Genomic DNA, 15,511 nt, shown 5'->3' on the forward strand with positions numbered 1-15,511 from the left:
CTCGTCTCCGTAACAAGGCAGTTCGCGCCGCTTTTTCGATGATCGGGTATGCTGGACGCGCTTTTGGGGTGGACTTGAATCGATTCTCGTTCATTAGCGATCGGCATTGCCGACCTTCCACCGAGGGAGAGGGATTTCAATGAAAGTTCTGGTGCCGGTCAAGCGCGTGCTTGACTATAACGTGAAGCCTCGCGTGAAGGCGGACGGGACCGGGGTCGACCTGGCCAACGTCAAGATGAGCATGAACCCGTTCGACGAGATCGCGATCGAGGAAGCCGTGCGCCTGAAGGAAAAGGGCGCCGCGACCGAAGTCGTTGTTGTCACGATCGGCGTCGCCAAGGCGGAAACCGATGTGCTGCTCACTGCGCGCGCCATGGGTGCCGACCGCGCGATCCTGATCCAGACCGATGACGAGATCGAGCCGCTGGCCGTCGCCAAGCTCCTCGCCAAGGTCGCGGAGGAAGAGCAGCCCGGGCTGATCATCCTCGGCAAGCAGGCGATCGACGACGATTCGAACCAGACCGGCCAGATGCTGGGCGCGCTGCTCGGCTGGCCGCAGGGCACCTTTGCCTCGAAGGTCGAGCTGGGCGGACAGGGCGTGCAGGTCACCCGCGAAGTCGATGGTGGCCTCGAGACCGTGGACCTCAAGCTCCCCGCGATCGTCACCACCGATCTTCGCCTCAACGAGCCGCGCTATGCGACGCTGCCGAACATCATGAAGGCCAAGTCCAAGCCGGTCGCGAAGAAGACCATCGCGGATTACGGCGTCGACGTGGCCCCGCGCCTCAAGACGCTCAAGGTCGTCGAGCCGGCCAAGCGCTCGGCCGGCATCAAGGTGGGCTCGGTCGACGAGCTGGTCGAGAAGCTCAAGGGTCTGGGAGTCGTGAAATGAAGACTTTGGTCTGGGTCGAGCACGACAATCAGAACCTCAAGGACGCAACGCTCGCCGTGGTCACCGCCGCTGCGAAGCTGGGCGAAGTCCATCTCCTCGTCGCCGGCAAGGGCGTCGACGGCGTGGCCAAGCAGGCGGCGGCGATCGAAGGCGTGGGCAAGGTCCATGTCGCCGATGACGCGGCCTATGAGCATTTCCTCGCCGAGAACGTCGCACCGCTGATCACCGGCCTGATGGCCGATCATGATGCGGTCCTCTTCCCCGCAACCACCACGGGCAAGAACGTGGCGCCGCGCGTCGCCGCCGGCCTCGACGTGATGCAGATCTCGGACATCCTCTCGGTCGAGGGTGCCGACACCTTCACCCGTCCGATCTATGCCGGCAACGCGATCGCCACGGTGCAGACCAGCGACAAGAAGCTGGTGATCACCGTGCGCGGCACTGCCTTCGCCAAGGCTTCGGCCACCGGCGGCTCGGGCATGATCGAAGCCGTGTCGGGCGAGGGCGACAAGGGCCTCTCCACCTTCGCGGGTGCCGAGATCGCCAAGTCCGAGCGTCCCGAGCTGACCAGCGCCAAGGTGATCGTCTCGGGCGGCCGCGCGCTCGGCTCGTCGGAGCAGTTCCACGCGCTGATCGATCCGCTGGCGGACAAGCTCGGCGCCGGCGTCGGCGCCTCGCGCGCCGCCGTGGACGCGGGCTATGCTCCCAACGACTATCAGGTCGGCCAGACCGGCAAGATCGTCGCTCCGGAAGTCTATGTCGCGATCGGCATCTCGGGCGCGATCCAGCACCTCGCCGGCATGAAGGACTCCAAGACGATCATCGCGATCAACAAGGACGAGGACGCCCCGATCTTCCAGGTGGCGGACTATGGCCTGGTCGGCGACCTGTTCAAGGTGGTGCCGGAGCTGACCGAGAAGCTTTGAGGCGCAATCGCCGAAACGACAGGATGGGGCGCTCCGAAAGGGGCGCCCCTTTCTATTTGGCCGTTCAAATGCGGTTCGCGCTAGCTGCCAGCCTTTCGCCCTGCCAGCGCGCGCGCTGCATCGCTTCCGAGAGGCCCGCGAACTGCTCGTCCGACAAGCCGGACTCGGCAAGGCTCTCCCTGGCTTCGCCCTTTGCCTTGCTCCAATAGGCATGGCGATACGGCCCCGTCGTCAAAAGCTCCTTTGCCACCCGGTCGACGATTCCACGCATATGGCGCGTCGAGGGTCCCGCATTGTCGGTACCCTGGGTCTGCAGGCGGCCGAGCCATCCGATGAGGATCGCTTCCTCGTCCGAAGCGCGGTCTGCCTGAAAGTCGGCCTCTCGCGGGTCTTCCCCTTCATCGATGCGTGCCAGTAGCGCGGCGAGGAATCCCTGCGCGAACCCTGTCCGCTCGAATTGCGCGTCCGGCGCGAGGTCCAGCAGCGCGTGGTTCAATGCATATTGCATCGCGACGCTGTCGGTGTAGCGGACATAGCCATCCCTCGGCAGGCCCGAATAATAGTGGAAATCGCGTGACGCGATTTGGGCGGGAGGAGAGGGCACCGCTGTGTCGCGCCGGGCAGGCCCGGGTTCTCCGGTGACGGCGGACAGCTGCCGCACGCCGCGCAACGCCAGAAACGCGACCCCGGCGCCTGCGGCAATGGCAATGACCCAAGGATCCATCCCGCAAAGCTAACGCGTGTTCGGCGATCCTGCCATCTGGTCTTGCAACCTAATCCGCCCCCATCGGTCGGGGCGGCGTGACTTCGGGCAACGCCAGCGGCGGCACGGTCGACAGCTTCGCTGCAATCGCCAGCGCCACCACCGTCAGGACCCCGCAATAGAGCGCCACGCCGTTCCAGCCCCAGCCGGTCCAGGCAACCCCACCCGCCGAGCCGAGCAGGCTCGATCCGAGATAATAGAAGAACAGGTAGAAGGCGGCCGCCTGCCCCCGGCTCGCCCGTGCGCGACGGCCGACCCAGCTCGAGGCGATCGAGTGCGCGCCGAAGAAACCGATGGTGACGATGCCGATTCCCGCCACCACCAGTGTCAGCCAGTTCGACGCGGTCAGCGCCACTCCGATCAGCAGCATGCCGGTGGGAATCCAGAAGATCAGCCGCCGCCCGCGCTTCTCGGCGAGATGGCCGAACCAGGTCGAGCTGACCGAGCCGAGCAGATAGAGCAGGAAGATCGCGCCGATCGCCGCATGGCTCAGCCCGAACGGCGGCGCGAGCAGGCGGAAACCGACGTAATTGTAGACGGTGACGAAGACGCCCATCAGCAGGAATGCCTCGGCATAGAGCAAAGGCATGGCGCGGTCCTTGAACAGCTCGCGCCCGGCCGCGAGCACCGCGCTCGGATGGACTTCCTGCGGCACGAAGCGACGCGAGGGCGGGGCGAGGCGGCGGAAGCCCTCGGCCATGGCGAGGCCGACCAGCCCCACGAAGATCAGCCCCCAGCGCCAGTCGACCAGGCTGGTGACGACGCTCACCCCCAGCCGCCCGGCCATGCCGCCGATGCCGCTGCCGGCGATATAGAGCCCCATTGCCGGCCCCACCGAGCGCGGCTCGATCTCCTCGCTGACATAGGCCATGGCGACCGCCGGCATCCCGGCGAGCGCGATCCCGGTAAGGAAGCGCAGGCCGAGCAGCGTATCCCAGCCCGGCGCCAGCCCGGTGAGCATGGTCAGCAGCCCCGCGCCGAACATCGCGCCCACCATCAGCGGGCGCCTGCCCAGCTTGTCGGAGAGCATGCCGGCAATGACGATCGCCACCGCGAGCGGCCCGGTGGCGAGCGAGATCGCCAGGCTCGCCGCTTCGGCGCTGAGGTGAAACTCGCTGGCGAACAGCGGCAGCAGCGGCTGGGCCGAATAGAGCAGCGAAAAGGTCGAGAAGCCCGCGAACAGCATCGCGAGCGTCAATCGCCTATAGCCGGGGGTGCCGCGCGCGTAGCCGCCAGGTTCAGTCATGGTTGGCCAACGCGTCTGAACCCCTCAAGTACACGGCGCACCTGCATTTTTCGCAGCTACACTTCCTTATAGGGCAAGTGCGCAGCACATGCGGTGTCGAGGCCGGCTTGCCAAAGCCCGATCGGGGGCCATAGTCGGGCGCGCATGGCCAACGGCGTCTTCATTCACCGCGAGGACTCGATTTATCGGGACACGCCGGCCGTCAGCTATCATTTCCCCAAGCAATATCTCGAGCGGGCGCGGGCCTGTATCGGCGACTGGATTCTCTACTACGAGCCGGTGAAGGTGCGGCAGAGCCGCGGCTATTGGGCGATCGCTCGAGTGGAATCGGTCGTACCGGATCCGGATCAGCCCGGCATGTATTATGCGATGATTGAGCCCGGCAGCTTCCTGCAATTCAGCACGCCGGTGCCATTTGTCCTTGATGGGACGGTGGTCGAGCGCGGCCTGCTCAACGAGCAAGCAAAGATCTCCGGTCGTGCCCAGGCGGCGGTGCGCCCGATCTCGACCCAGGACTTCATCCGGATCGTCAACCTGGGCCTGCGCGACGAGGACGAGATGCTGCCCCGCCGGGACGAACCGGCGGCCGAGAATCGCGTGCGCGAGGACGGACCCGCCTTCCATTTCGAAGAGCGGGAGCGCGTCCAGCAACTGGTTTCACGCCCGCTTCGGGATCGCGCCTTCCGCCGCACTGTGCTCGATGCCTATGACGCCCGGTGCGCGCTGACCGGTCTCAAGCTGATCAATGGCGGCGGGCGCGCAGAAGCCGAAGCCGCACATATCCGCCCGGTCGAAGCCAATGGCCCGGACATCGTCTCCAACGGCCTGGCACTGTCGGGGACGGTGCATTGGATGTTCGATCGTGGCTTGCTGTCGCTCGGCGACGATCTCTCGATCCTTGTCTCGCGCCACGTCAACGACCGCGACAGCATCATGGCGCTGCTCAATCGCTCGGGCCACGCCCGGCTTCCTGCGCGGGCGGCGGATCATCCGCATCCGCTGTTCCTCGGCTGGCATCGCGAAACCTGTTTCAAGGGCTGAATGCATCCGCTGCATTCGTATGTGTGCCGCATAACCATTGACGCTGCAGTGCAGCATGACCACTTGGCATCGATGCACGCCCCCGCACCCCGAACTCACAATGTCGGCCTCGTCCATTTCGCCTTGGCGATGGGCGGCTTCGCGATCGGCACCACCGAATTCGCGACGATGAGTCTGGTGCCCTATATGGCGCAGGGCCTCGGGATCGACGTGCCGTCCGCCGGCCATGTCATCAGCGCCTATGCGCTGGGCGTTGTGGTCGGCGCGCCGCTGATCGCGGTTGCCGGCGCCAAGCTGTCGCGGCGGTTCCTGCTGATCCTGCTGATGGCCAGCTTCGCGTTGTTCAATACGCTGAGCGCGCTGGCGCCGGACTATCACTGGCTGCTGCTCTTCCGTTTCCTTTCCGGCCTGCCGCACGGTGCCTATTTCGGCATTGCCGCCTTGGTCGCCGCGTCGCTGGTGCCCGCGAACAAGCGCTCGCAGGCGGTCGGGCGGATGATGCTCGGGCTGACCGTCGCGACGATCCTCGGCGTGCCGCTCGCCAACTGGCTGGGCCAGGCGGTGGGCTGGCGCTGGGGCTTTGTTGTGGTCGGCGTGCTCGCGCTGGCGACGGTGGCGCTGGTCGCCGCGCTCGCCCCGCGCGACCCGCCCCAGCATGGCGCGAGCCCGCTCAAGGAGCTCGGCGCGCTCGCCAATGGCCAGGTGTGGCTCACGCTCGGGATCAGCGCGATCGGCTTTGGCGGCATGTTCTGCGTCTATACCTATGTCGCCTCGACGCTGCTCGAAGTGACTAAGGCGCCGGCGAGCGTGATCCCGATCGTCCTGGCGATCTTCGGCGTCGGCGCGACCGCGGGCAGCATCATCGTGCCCAAGTTCGCCGATCGCGCACTGATGCCCACAGCAGCGGTGCTGCTGCTCGGCAGTGCGGTGGCGCTGGCGCTGTTCCCCTTCGCCGCCGGCCAGCTGTGGAGCCTGTCGCTCGATATCGCCGCGATCGGCTTCCTGGGCGCGCTGGGGGCGGTGCTGCAGACCCGGCTGATGGACGTCGCCGGCGAAGCGCAAGGGCTCGCGGCGTCGCTCAACCACTCCGCGTTCAACTTCGCCAATGCGCTCGGCCCCTGGCTGGGCGGCCTCGCCATCGCGGCGGGTTATGGCTGGACGTCGACCGGCTGGGTCGGGGCACTGCTCTCGCTCGGCGGGTTTGCGGTGCTGGTGGTGGCGGTGCTCGTCGAGCGCAGGAGCAGGTAACCGGCGAGCGCCGACAGGATCGATCCAGCGAGCACGCCGATCTTGACGTGATCGATCAGCTCGGGCCGGTCCGGGAAGGCGAGGCCGCCGATGAACAGGCTCATCGTGAAGCCGATGCCGGCGAGCAGCGAGATGCCGTAGACCTGGCGCCAGCCGCCGGGCTTGCTGGCAAAGCCGGTGCGCACCGCGATCCAGATGCCGCCGAAGATGCCCAGCTGCTTGCCGGCGAACAGCCCCAGCGCGATGCCCAGCGGCAGCGGCTCGAGCAGCACGCCGGGGGACATGCCGGTCAGCGAAACACCGGCATTGGCGAAGCCGAACAGCGGCACGATCAGATAGGCCGACCAGGGATGCAGCGCGTGCTCGAGCCGGTGCAGCGGCGAGTGCGCGGCATCGGGCGCGGCGGGCGAGGGGACGATCGGGATCATCATCGCCGCCGCGACCCCGGCGACCGTGGCGTGCACGCCCGACAGGAAGACCAGAACCCACAGCAGCACCGCGAGCAGCAGGTAGGGCGCAAGGCTGCGCACGCCGCTGCGGTTGAGCGCATACATCGCCGCGAGCACGATCGCCGCCCCCGCCAGCGCCAGCAGGCTGATATGCGCGGTATAGGCCAGCGCGATGATCGCCACCGCACCCATGTCGTCGACGATCGCCACGGTAGTGAGGAACAGCTTGAGCGAAGCGGGCACGCGGCTGCCGAGCAGCGCGAGGACCCCAATCGCGAACGCGATGTCGGTCGCCGCCGGGATCGCCCAGCCTTGGCTCAGCCCCGGGGTGCCCGCAGTGATCGCCAGATAGATCAGCGCCGGACCGACCATGCCCGCCGCCGCGGCCACCACCGGCAGGCGTCGCCGCTCCCAGCTCGCCAGCCGCCCGTCGACGAACTCGCGCTTGATCTCCAGCCCGACGAGCAGGAAGAAGATCGCCATCAGCCCGTCGTTGATCCACAGATGCACGGTCATCGGGCCATGCGCGGCGGAGAGCGTTGGCCCCACAACCATGTGCAGCAGATGGAAATAGGTGGTGGCGACCGCCGGCACATTGGCGGCGACCATCGCCAGGATCGCGGCGACGATCAGGAAGATGCCGCCCGCCGCTTCGCTCTTGAGGAAGTCGCGCAGTGCCGATTCCGCGTTGCTCGCGGCTTCGGCGACCGCTTCGATTTCCTCCTCGAGCTTGCTCATGCCCTGGCGAGCGCCTCGGCGATCAGCTTGCGGCTGTTCTCGATCCCGTAGAGCGCGATGAAGCTGCCCATGCGGGGCCCCTGCTCGCTGCCGAGCAACGTCTCATAGAGCGCCTTGAACCAGTCGCGCAGATTCTCGAACGCGTCGGTCTTGCCGATCTCATAGACGATGTTCTGGATGTCCTCGGCCGAGGCATCCTCGGGCAATTCGGCGAGCTGTGCGTCGAGCTGGCGCAGCGCGCCCGCCTCGGCTTCGCTCGGCGCGCGGCGCTGGAGCGTAGGCTCGACGAAATCCTTCGCATAGCGGATCGCATAGCCGACCATCCGGTCGAGCTCGGGATGGCTCTCCGGCGACAGGTCTGGCGAATAGCGGCGCAGGAAGCCCCAGATCGTCTCGCGATTGCCCACGCCCGGCAGGCTGACCAGGTTGAGCAGCAGCCCAAAGGTCACCGGCAGAGTCTCGGCCGGCACGTTCCCATTGTGGATATGGTGCACCGGGTTGCCGAGCTTCTGCGCGAGTTCCTGGGTCGGATAGTTCGCGCGGAACTGCCAATATTCCTCGATCGCGCGCGGGATCAGCCCGAGATGCAGCGACTTGGCCTTTTTGGGTTCACGATAGATGTAGAACGACAAGCTCTCATCCGGCCCATAGGTCAGCCACTCGTCGATCGACAGGCCATTGCCCTTGGACTTGGAGATCTTCTCGCCCTTGGCATCGAGGAACAGCTCGTAGATCAGCCCCTCGGGCTTCCGCCCGCCCAGCACCTGGGCGATCTTGCCGCTCTGCACGCCGCTGTCGATCAGATCCTTGCCGTACATCTCATAATCGACGCCGAGTGCTGCCCAGCGCATGCCCCAGTCGGGCTTCCACTGGAGCTTGGCCTGGCCGCCGAAGATCGACTGTTCGATCGTCTCGCCTTCATCGACGAAGCGGATGATCCCGGCTTCGGCATCAACCACCTCGACCGGCACCTGCAGCACCACGCCCGACTTGGGGCTCACCGGCAGCACCGGCGAATAGGTCGCTGCGCGCTCGGCACGCAGCGTCGGCAGCATCACGTCCATGATCGCCGAATAGTTGCGCAGCACCGTGCGCAGCGTGTCGTCAAAGCGGCCCGAACCATAATAGTCGGTCGATGAGGCGAACTCATATTCGAAGCCGAAGCGGTCGAGGAATTCGCGCAGCATCGCGTTGTTGTGCGCGGCGAAGCTGTCGAACTTTTCGAACGGATCGGGGATGCGCGACAAGGGCTTGCCGAGATGCGCGGCGAGCAGCGCCTGGTTGGGCACATTGTCGGGCACCTTGCGCAGCCCGTCCATGTCGTCGCTGAACGCAATCAGCCGCGTCTTGTGGCCGGTCATTTCCTCATAGGCGTGGCGCACCATCGTGGTGCGCAGCACTTCCTGGAAGGTGCCGATATGCGGCAGACCCGAAGGACCATAGCCGGTCTCGAACAGCACCGGCGAACCGTCGGGCTTGCCGTCCGGATAGCGTTTGACGAGCTTGCGCGCCTCTTCATAGGGCCAGGCCTTGGACTCGAATGCGGCGGCGCGCAGGGTAGCTTCGTCTGTCATGGTTCTGGCGCGATAGCGAAGAGCGGCGCCGGGGGCCAGACTCGGGTTAGTTGCCCTCGCGCTCCCAGACCGTGCATTTCGCGATCCAATGCTCCAGCGCGACGATCAACTGGACATAGGACCTGGTCTCGAAGCTGTGGATGTCTTCGGCCTTGTCGTCGAAGTCGAAGGGCAGGTCCTGCCGACGGCGGCCTTTCTCGGTGCGCGGCCAAGGCTGGTAGATCACATTCAGGTGGAAACAGCCCGCCGGATCGAACTCGGGCGAGAAGGCCACGTCGATCGCGAAGCGGCGCGCCTTGTTGACAGCGTAGAAAACCGAAGACCCGCCGTAATACCCGTCTTCCACCCGCCCCGTCGTCGAGAGCTCGTTCCACGCGATCGCCCAGCCCGCCGGGATGCGCAGCGGCTGGAGCTCGCGATAAGCTGGCGAATTGGGGAAAAGCTCGTGCATCCCCGTCTTATGGCGCGGCCCGGCGACACGGGGCAGAGCAAAAAGAGTTTCGCCCGCCTCCTTCCCTTTGCCGTGCAAGCAAGGCTAGAACGAAAGGCGTACATGACATCTGGTTCCGACCTTGACGCCAGCCATGGCGATGCGCCGCGCGGCCCCGCGTTGTGGGAAGGGCGCGCCACACCGGGGCCGGCGCTGGCGAAGTTGCTCCCTGGTGTCATCCTCCTCGCGATCTTCGCGGCGCTGACCCTCCTCTTCATGCTCAATCCGGCGCCCAAATATCTTCGGATCCGCGGTGTCGGCGGCTGGGAGCAATATCCGCTCGATCCGGGCGCTGCGATGCTGCTCCCCGGCGCGATCCTCTTCATCCTCGCCGTCGTCATCTGCGTGGCCGTCGCGGCGACGATGAAGGCGGTGCGGCAGCGCTACCGCATCGACGGCCGCACCGCGGAAGTGGCGGCGGACGGCGTGATAGCCGGCATCGCGATTTCCGACATACGCCGCGTCTCGGCGTCGGAGGTCCTGGGCTGGCAGCGAGTGCGGATCACCGGCGTCAACCGGCAGCGCATCGAGATGCTGCTCGGCGCGGAAGATGCGGTGCACGTGCTTTCGGTGCTGCAGGGGCTGGGCGTGCCGTGCGGCGCGCTCGATGCGATCGAGCTGCCTGCCAGCAAGCCCAGGCTCGCCACCGGTGAACCGGTGCGCTGGCGGGGGCGGCCCGGCCTGGCTTCGTTCGACAAGGGCCGGGCGATCAGCGTGGTCGGCATCCTGCTGCCCTTCGCGATATTCGTCGGCGTGCTCCTCTGGCTGTGGGGAAGCGACCCCGAACCCTTTTTCGGCCTGATGCTGACGGTCTTCGTGCTCACGCTGTTCGGCTGGCCGTCTTTGGCCGCGCTAATCACCTATTCCGGGCGGCTGCGCGTCTGGCTGTTCGATGCGTTCGGCGCCGTTGTGGTGACCGACCGGCGTATCGCCTGGGCAGCGCCCGGCTCCGGCCACTTCTACCGCGAACTGATGCTCTCCGAGCTCGTCGATGCCGCGATCGTCGAGCAACGCGGGCGCCGCGCCTGGATCGCCCTGACCGTGCGCAAGGGCGCGCAGGATGTGCGCGAGCAGGACCTGCGCGGCGTGCCCGATGCCGAAGCTTTCCTCGCCGCGGTGGACCTGCGCGCGCGATGAGCCTCCCCTATCCAGCCCTTCACGCCAGCCATGGCGGCGTCTGGCTCGCCACGCCGGAGGGCGAATGCCGCGCGATCAGCCGGGGCGAGGCGATCCGCATTGCCGCGGATACGCCGGTGATCCTGCTCAACGCGCCGCTGATCGGCCAGCGGCTCGGCTATGCGGAGCTGTCGGGCCTCGATCTGCTCGAGCTGTTCGCCTTCCTGCATCCGGCGCGCTTCATGGTGCCGACGCCCAAGGGGCTCGCCCGCGTCACCGGGCTCGGCGCACCGGAAACCGATACCGAAGTCGCGCCGTTCCTGCGCCAGGCGGCCGAGGCATTGATCGCGCTGGCCAAGGGCGAGTGGCCCGAGCGCGAGGGCGCCTGGCACGGCGTGCAATCGCTGTTCCGCCTGCGCTGGCCTTGGGCGCCGGCGCTTTCTCAGGCCATCGCCAAGCCCGAACGCGCCGAGCGCTGGCTGTTCTCGAAGCTGCCCGAATGGACCGAACAGCCGCCACGCGTGCCGCCGCGCACCGTGACGCTGAGCGATACCGACATTGCCGAGCGGCTTGCGCGGCTCACCGGCAGCGGTGCCGAGCGCCGCCAGGGCCAGCGCGACTATGCCGCCGCGGCCGCGGGCGCCTTCGCCCCGCGCGACATGCGCGAATCGCCCAATGTCGTGCTGGCCGAGGCCGGCACGGGCATTGGCAAGACACTCGGCTATCTTGCCCCCGCCTCGCTCTGGGCCGAGCAGGCCGGCGGCGCGGTGTGGGTTTCCACCTTCACCAAGGCGCTGCAGCGGCAATTGGGGCATGAGGGTGAGCGGCTGGTCCCCGATGCCGAGCTGCGCAAGAAGAAGATCGTAACCCGCAAGGGCCGCGAGAATTACGCTTGCCTGCTCAATCTCGAGGATGCGCTGCAGGGCGGATTCCAGGGGCGCGCGGCGATCCTTGCACAGCTGGTGGCGCGCTGGGCGGCCTATACGGCGGACGGCGACATGATCGGCGGCGATCTGCCCGGCTGGCTGCCCACTTTGTTCCGCCGCAACGGCTCGACCGCACTCACCGATCGCCGCGGCGAGTGCATCTATGCCGGCTGCCCGCACTACCGGAAATGCTTCATCGAGCGCGCCGCCCGCGCCTCCGCCGACGCCGACATCGTCATCGCCAATCACGCGCTGGTGATGGTCAACGCGGCACGCGGGCGCGAAACGGCGAGCCGCCCCACCCGCTATGTCTTCGACGAGGGGCATCATCTGTTCGATGCCGCCGACGCGATGTTCGCCGCCGCGCTCACTGGTCAGGAAGCGATCGAGATCCGCCGCTGGGTCACCGGCCCCGAATCGGGCTCGCGCGGAAGACGCCGGGGTCTCGCCGCGCGCCTGTCCGACGTCGCCAGTTATGACGATGAAGGCGGCGGGGCGATTTCGGAGGCCGTCGATGCTGCGCGCGCGTTGCCGAGCGACGGCTGGCTCCAGCGCCTCAACGAAGGCGAGCCCTTCGGCCCCGTCGAGCATCTCCTCGCGGCGGTGCGCGGGCTGGTCTACGCCCGTGACGTCAATGGCGCCGCCGACGCCGGCTATGGGCTGGAGACCGAACTGGCCGAGCCCGACGGCGCGCTGGTCGATGCGGCAGGGCCTGCCGGCGAAGCGCTCGATGCGCTGCTCCGCCCGCTCGTCCATCTTGGCCGACGCCTCGAAGCGGTGCTCACCGAAGCGCCCGACTGGATGGACAGCCAGGCCCGTGCCCGGATCGAAGGCGCGGTCGCCTCGCTCGGCTGGCGTGCCGATACTGTCGGCGCCTGGCTCGCGCTGATCGCGCGGATCGGCGGTCCGGCCGATTCGGCGTTCGTCGACTGGCTCGCGGTCGATCGTGTCGAGGGCCGCGAATATGATGTCGGGCTGCATCGCCACTGGCTCGATCCCTCCAAGCCGTTCGCCGAAACCGTATTGAAGCAGGCACATGGCGCGCTGGTCACCTCCGCGACGCTGCGCGCGGGCGGCGACTGGGAGGTGGCCGAAGCGCGATCGGGCGCGGTCCATCTGATGCGCCCCGCCCAGCGCTTCGAAGCGGTCAGCCCGTTCAACTATGCCGAACAGGCAGAGGTGCTGATCGTCACTGATGTGAAGCGCGGCGACATGCCCGCGCTCGCCAATGCCTATGCCCGGCTGGTCGTCGCCGCCGAAGGGGGCACGCTCGGCCTGTTCACGGCGATCCGGCGCCTGCGCGCCGTCCATGCGCGAATCGCCGATCGGCTGGCGCGCGAGGGGCTGCCGCTGCTCGCCCAACATGTCGACCCGATCGACACCGGCACTTTGGTCGACATCTTCCGCGACGATCCGCGCGCCTCGCTGCTCGGCACCGATGCGCTGCGCGATGGGGTGGATGTCCCCGGTGATTCGCTGCGGCTGGTGGTGATGGAGGGGATTCCCTGGCCCAAGCCGAGCGTGCTTCACGCCGCGCGGCGATTGGCCGGGGGCGGCACCGCCTATGACGACCGCATCGTCCGCGCCCGTCTTGCTCAGGCGTTCGGCCGGCTGATTCGCCGTGCCGACGATCGCGGCACCTTCGTCCTGCTCTCAGCCGCCAGCCCGTCGCGGCTGCTCGACGCCTTTCCGCCGGGCACGCGAGTGACGCGCGTCACGCTCGATCAGGCCGTCGAGCGGGTTCGGCTTTCCTTGTCGGCGAAGCTGGGGCAAGAGGCCCCCGCGAACGCCTGACCGGGGATTCCATGAAGACGCTCACCCTGCTCCGCCATGCCAAATCGGGTTGGGACGATCCGGTCGCCCGCGATTTCGATCGTCCGCTCAACCCCAAGGGCCAGCGCGCCGCCGCGATGGTCGGGCGGCACATGCGCGCCGAGGGGCTGGCGTTCGATCATGTCGTCGCCTCACCCGCAGTGCGCGTGATCGAAACGTTGGGCCAGGTCGCGACTGGCTATGGCAGCGATCTCGCGCCACATTGGGACCAAAGACTCTATCTCGCCTCGGCGGGCACGCTGCTGGACGTCGTCCACGAATTGCCCGACGGCGCCGACAAAGTGCTGTTCTCCGGGCATAACCCCGGCCTGGAAGAGCTGGTGCTGCTGCTGTCCGGCGAGAATGCGCTGCGCGATTCGGTCGAGGTGAAGTTCCCCACCGCGAGCCTTGCCGAGATGCGTTTCGATGTGGTGCGCTGGGCCGATGTGAAGCCGGGCGGCGGCGAGCTGCTGCGCTTCACCCGCCCGCGCGATCTCGATCCGACATTGGGGCCGGACTACAACTAGCTCAGCTGTCTTCGTCCAGCGCCTGGGCGAGCGAATCGCGTACCGCCTCCAGACCTTTCTTGTCCCCTACGGGCGCGGTGGCGGTTCCTGCCGCGGCGCGCGCGGTGCGGCTGCCCTTCTCCGCCACGAGCAGCTTCTGCACGCCGCGGATGGTGTAGCCCTGGTTGGAAAGCAGGTCATGGATGCGCCGCACCAGCGCGACATCCTCGGACCGGTAGTAGCGGCGATTGCCCGCCCGGGTGAGCGGGCGCAGCTGCGGGAAGCGCGTTTCCCAATAACGCAGGATGTGCTGGGGCCGCCCGATCTCCTGGGCGAGCTCGCCTATCGTTCGCAGCGCGCCAGCAGCCTTTTCCGGCCCTGGCATCGCCAAACCCCTCAGTCGGCCGAGACGATGCGGTCGCGCATCATCTGGCTGGCACGGAACGTAAGGACGCGGCGGGGTGCGATCGGCACTTCGACACCGGTCTTCGGGTTGCGGCCCACGCGCTCGCCCTTGTCGCGCAGGATGAAGCTGCCAAAGCCCGAGATCTTGACGTTCTCGCCCTTGGACAGCGCTTCGCACATATGGCTGAGGATCTGCTCGACCAGCCGCGCGGCATCGGCGCGCGAGAGACCAACCTCGCGGTGCAGTGATTCTGCGAGATCGGCTCTGGTCAGCGTGCCCGAGGCCGTCATGCGGCAACTCCCCCTTGAGTTGGTCTGTGTCGAGTCGGTCGTATCAGATTGTTTCGACACAGCAAACGGGAACATTGTGGTTCCGAAATGATTATCTGCGTTTTTGCGCAGACTTCAGAAACGCACCACCGCGGCGCCCCAAGTGAAGCCGCCGCCCATAGCTTCCAATACCAGCAGGTCTCCTTGCTGGATACGTCCGTCGTTGACCGCGGCGTCGAGCGCGAGCGGTACCGAGGCGGCGGAAGTGTTGGCGTGCTGGTCGACGGTGACGATCACTTTTTCAGCCGGAAGGTCGAGCTTGCGCGCCGTCGCGTCGAGGATTCGGGCATTGGCCTGGTGCGGCACCACCCAGTCGACGTCGGATGCCTCGAGCCCGGCCAGTGCGAGCGACTCGGACATCACCGAGGCGAGGTTGACCACGGCGTGGCGGAACACTTCGCGGCCCTTCATGCGCAGCTTGCCGACGGTCTGCGTGGTCGAGGGGCCGCCATCGACATAGAGCATGTCGTTATAGCGCCCATCAGCGTGGAGCTTGGTCGCCAGGATGCCGCGGCCGCCCTCTTCCGTCGTGTCCTGTGCTTCGAGCACGATTGCGCCGGCGCCGTCGCCGAAAAGCACGCAGGTCGCGCGGTCTTCCCAGTCGAGGATGCGGCTGAAGGTCTCGGCGCCGATCACCAGCGCGCGCTTGTGGACGCCCGCGCGCAGCATCGAATCGGCGACCTGCACGGCATAGAGGAAGCCCGAGCAGACCGCGGCGACGTCGAACGCCACGCAGTCGTTGATGCCGAGTGCGGCCTGCACCTTGGTTGCGGTGGCGGGGAAGGTCTGGTCCGGAGTCGCCGTGGCGAGGACAATCAGGTCGATGTCCGCGGCGGCGGTGCCGGCCTTGGCCAGCGCGGCCTTGGCGGCTTCGGTGGCCAGCGTGCCGGTGGTCTCGTCCGGGCCCGCGATGTGGCGGAAGCGGATGCCGGTGCGCTCGACGATCCACTCGTCGCTCGTATCCACTTCCTGGGCGAGTTCGGCGTTGGAAACGCGGCGGGGCGGCAGGGCGGAACCGGTACCGGTGATGACGGAACGCAGGGTCATCT

At 67.2% G+C, this 15,511-nt stretch carries 15 protein-coding genes; 7 read left to right on the forward strand and 8 right to left on the reverse strand.

Annotated features, from left to right (window positions below):
* Window positions 1–139 precede the first annotated feature (139 nt).
* Both HZY97_RS12875 and HZY97_RS12880 read left to right on the forward strand, forming a co-directional pair.
* Window positions 140–892 carry an electron transfer flavoprotein subunit beta/FixA family protein gene (locus HZY97_RS12875; RefSeq protein ID WP_180144131.1) on the forward strand — a complete coding sequence of 251 codons (753 nt, stop codon included), beginning with the start codon at window positions 140–142 and terminating at the stop codon, window positions 890–892.
* On the forward strand, window positions 889–1,818 hold the full coding sequence (locus HZY97_RS12880; RefSeq protein ID WP_180144133.1) for an electron transfer flavoprotein subunit alpha/FixB family protein: 930 nt from the start codon (window positions 889–891) through the stop codon (window positions 1,816–1,818). The genes HZY97_RS12875 and HZY97_RS12880 overlap by 4 nt, the downstream gene beginning before the upstream one ends.
* Before the next feature lie 64 nt (window positions 1,819–1,882).
* On the opposite strand, the gene HZY97_RS12885 is transcribed toward HZY97_RS12880, so the two are convergent.
* Both HZY97_RS12885 and HZY97_RS12890 read right to left on the reverse strand, forming a co-directional pair.
* A complete protein-coding gene (locus HZY97_RS12885; RefSeq protein WP_180144134.1) occupies window positions 1,883–2,542 on the reverse strand; it encodes a hypothetical protein in 660 nt (219 codons plus the stop codon).
* Window positions 2,543–2,591: 49 nt separating this feature from the next.
* Window positions 2,592–3,827: an MFS transporter gene (locus tag HZY97_RS12890; RefSeq protein ID WP_180144136.1), complete on the reverse strand. Its 1,236-nt coding sequence runs from the start codon at window positions 3,825–3,827 to the stop codon at window positions 2,592–2,594.
* Between the two features lie 144 nt (window positions 3,828–3,971).
* On the opposite strand from HZY97_RS12890, the gene HZY97_RS12895 reads away from it, so the two are divergent.
* Window positions 3,972–4,868: an HNH endonuclease gene (locus tag HZY97_RS12895; protein WP_180144138.1), complete on the forward strand. Its 897-nt coding sequence runs from the start codon at window positions 3,972–3,974 to the stop codon at window positions 4,866–4,868.
* Between the two features lie 72 nt (window positions 4,869–4,940).
* Entirely contained in the window at window positions 4,941–6,116 is a 1,176-nt protein-coding gene (locus HZY97_RS12900; protein WP_180144140.1) for an MFS transporter, read from the forward strand.
* On the opposite strand, the gene nhaA is transcribed toward HZY97_RS12900, so the two are convergent.
* The 3 genes from nhaA to HZY97_RS12915 are packed head-to-tail and all read right to left on the reverse strand — an operon-like array spanning window position 6,017 to window position 9,328.
* Window positions 6,017–7,303, reverse strand: coding sequence for a Na+/H+ antiporter NhaA (gene nhaA, locus HZY97_RS12905; RefSeq protein ID WP_180144142.1), 1,287 nt, complete (start codon window positions 7,301–7,303; stop codon window positions 6,017–6,019). The two genes, HZY97_RS12900 and nhaA, sit on opposite strands and share 100 nt — an antisense overlap.
* Entirely contained in the window at window positions 7,300–8,877 is a 1,578-nt protein-coding gene (locus HZY97_RS12910; protein ID WP_180144143.1) for a lysine--tRNA ligase, read from the reverse strand. The genes nhaA and HZY97_RS12910 overlap by 4 nt, the downstream gene beginning before the upstream one ends.
* A 46-nt stretch (window positions 8,878–8,923) precedes the next feature.
* Window positions 8,924–9,328, reverse strand: coding sequence for a hypothetical protein (locus HZY97_RS12915; protein ID WP_180144145.1), 405 nt, complete (start codon window positions 9,326–9,328; stop codon window positions 8,924–8,926).
* Window positions 9,329–9,430: 102 nt separating this feature from the next.
* Between HZY97_RS12915 and HZY97_RS12920 the strand changes: the two genes are divergently transcribed.
* The 3 genes from HZY97_RS12920 to HZY97_RS12930 are packed head-to-tail and all read left to right on the forward strand — an operon-like array spanning window position 9,431 to window position 13,748.
* Window positions 9,431–10,504, forward strand: a complete 1,074-nt coding sequence (locus HZY97_RS12920) for a hypothetical protein (RefSeq protein ID WP_180144147.1) — start codon at window positions 9,431–9,433, stop codon at window positions 10,502–10,504.
* The gene (locus HZY97_RS12925) at window positions 10,501–13,203 is read left to right on the forward strand and encodes an ATP-dependent DNA helicase (RefSeq protein WP_180144149.1); all 2,703 of its coding nucleotides are present in this window, start codon (window positions 10,501–10,503) and stop codon (window positions 13,201–13,203) included. Before HZY97_RS12920 ends, HZY97_RS12925 begins: the two co-directional genes overlap by 4 nt.
* 11 nt (window positions 13,204–13,214) lie before the next feature.
* Window positions 13,215–13,748 carry a histidine phosphatase family protein gene (locus HZY97_RS12930; protein WP_180144151.1) on the forward strand — a complete coding sequence of 178 codons (534 nt, stop codon included), beginning with the start codon at window positions 13,215–13,217 and terminating at the stop codon, window positions 13,746–13,748.
* A 1-nt stretch (window position 13,749) separates the two neighbouring features.
* Here HZY97_RS12930 and HZY97_RS12935 read toward each other — a convergent pair whose 3' ends face one another.
* From HZY97_RS12935 to HZY97_RS12945, 3 genes are all read right to left on the reverse strand, one after another.
* Window positions 13,750–14,112, reverse strand: coding sequence for a MerR family transcriptional regulator (locus HZY97_RS12935; RefSeq protein WP_180144153.1), 363 nt, complete (start codon window positions 14,110–14,112; stop codon window positions 13,750–13,752).
* An 11-nt stretch (window positions 14,113–14,123) separates the two neighbouring features.
* A complete protein-coding gene (locus HZY97_RS12940) occupies window positions 14,124–14,423 on the reverse strand; it encodes an integration host factor subunit alpha (protein WP_257215033.1) in 300 nt (99 codons plus the stop codon).
* A 114-nt stretch (window positions 14,424–14,537) separates the two neighbouring features.
* A complete protein-coding gene (locus tag HZY97_RS12945) occupies window positions 14,538–15,509 on the reverse strand; it encodes a beta-ketoacyl-ACP synthase III (protein WP_306670061.1) in 972 nt (323 codons plus the stop codon).
* Window positions 15,510–15,511: the final 2 nt, after the last annotated feature.

Origin of the sequence: Sphingomonas sp. R-74633, from assembly GCF_013416555.1 — a bacterium.
In the GTDB taxonomy this organism is placed as follows: domain Bacteria; phylum Pseudomonadota; class Alphaproteobacteria; order Sphingomonadales; family Sphingomonadaceae; genus Sphingomonas.

Bases quoted from the DNA above. Each gene is read 5' to 3' on its own strand.
- HZY97_RS12875 (WP_180144131.1), top strand. From the start codon at position 140: ATGAAAGTTCTGGTGCCGGTCAAGCGCGTGCTTGACTATAACGTGAAG.
- HZY97_RS12880 (WP_180144133.1), top strand. From the start codon at position 889: ATGAAGACTTTGGTCTGGGTCGAGCACGACAATCAGAACCTCAAGGAC.
- HZY97_RS12885 (WP_180144134.1), bottom strand. From the start codon at position 2,542: ATGGATCCTTGGGTCATTGCCATTGCCGCAGGCGCCGGGGTCGCGTTT.
- HZY97_RS12890 (WP_180144136.1), bottom strand. From the start codon at position 3,827: ATGACTGAACCTGGCGGCTACGCGCGCGGCACCCCCGGCTATAGGCGA.
- HZY97_RS12895 (WP_180144138.1), top strand. From the start codon at position 3,972: ATGGCCAACGGCGTCTTCATTCACCGCGAGGACTCGATTTATCGGGAC.
- HZY97_RS12900 (WP_180144140.1), top strand. From the start codon at position 4,941: ATGCACGCCCCCGCACCCCGAACTCACAATGTCGGCCTCGTCCATTTC.
- nhaA (WP_180144142.1), bottom strand. From the start codon at position 7,303: ATGAGCAAGCTCGAGGAGGAAATCGAAGCGGTCGCCGAAGCCGCGAGC.
- HZY97_RS12910 (WP_180144143.1), bottom strand. From the start codon at position 8,877: ATGACAGACGAAGCTACCCTGCGCGCCGCCGCATTCGAGTCCAAGGCC.
- HZY97_RS12915 (WP_180144145.1), bottom strand. From the start codon at position 9,328: ATGCACGAGCTTTTCCCCAATTCGCCAGCTTATCGCGAGCTCCAGCCG.
- HZY97_RS12920 (WP_180144147.1), top strand. From the start codon at position 9,431: ATGACATCTGGTTCCGACCTTGACGCCAGCCATGGCGATGCGCCGCGC.
- HZY97_RS12925 (WP_180144149.1), top strand. From the start codon at position 10,501: ATGAGCCTCCCCTATCCAGCCCTTCACGCCAGCCATGGCGGCGTCTGG.
- HZY97_RS12930 (WP_180144151.1), top strand. From the start codon at position 13,215: ATGAAGACGCTCACCCTGCTCCGCCATGCCAAATCGGGTTGGGACGAT.
- HZY97_RS12935 (WP_180144153.1), bottom strand. From the start codon at position 14,112: ATGCCAGGGCCGGAAAAGGCTGCTGGCGCGCTGCGAACGATAGGCGAG.
- HZY97_RS12940 (WP_257215033.1), bottom strand. From the start codon at position 14,423: ATGACGGCCTCGGGCACGCTGACCAGAGCCGATCTCGCAGAATCACTG.
- HZY97_RS12945 (WP_306670061.1), bottom strand. From the start codon at position 15,509: ATGACCCTGCGTTCCGTCATCACCGGTACCGGTTCCGCCCTGCCGCCC.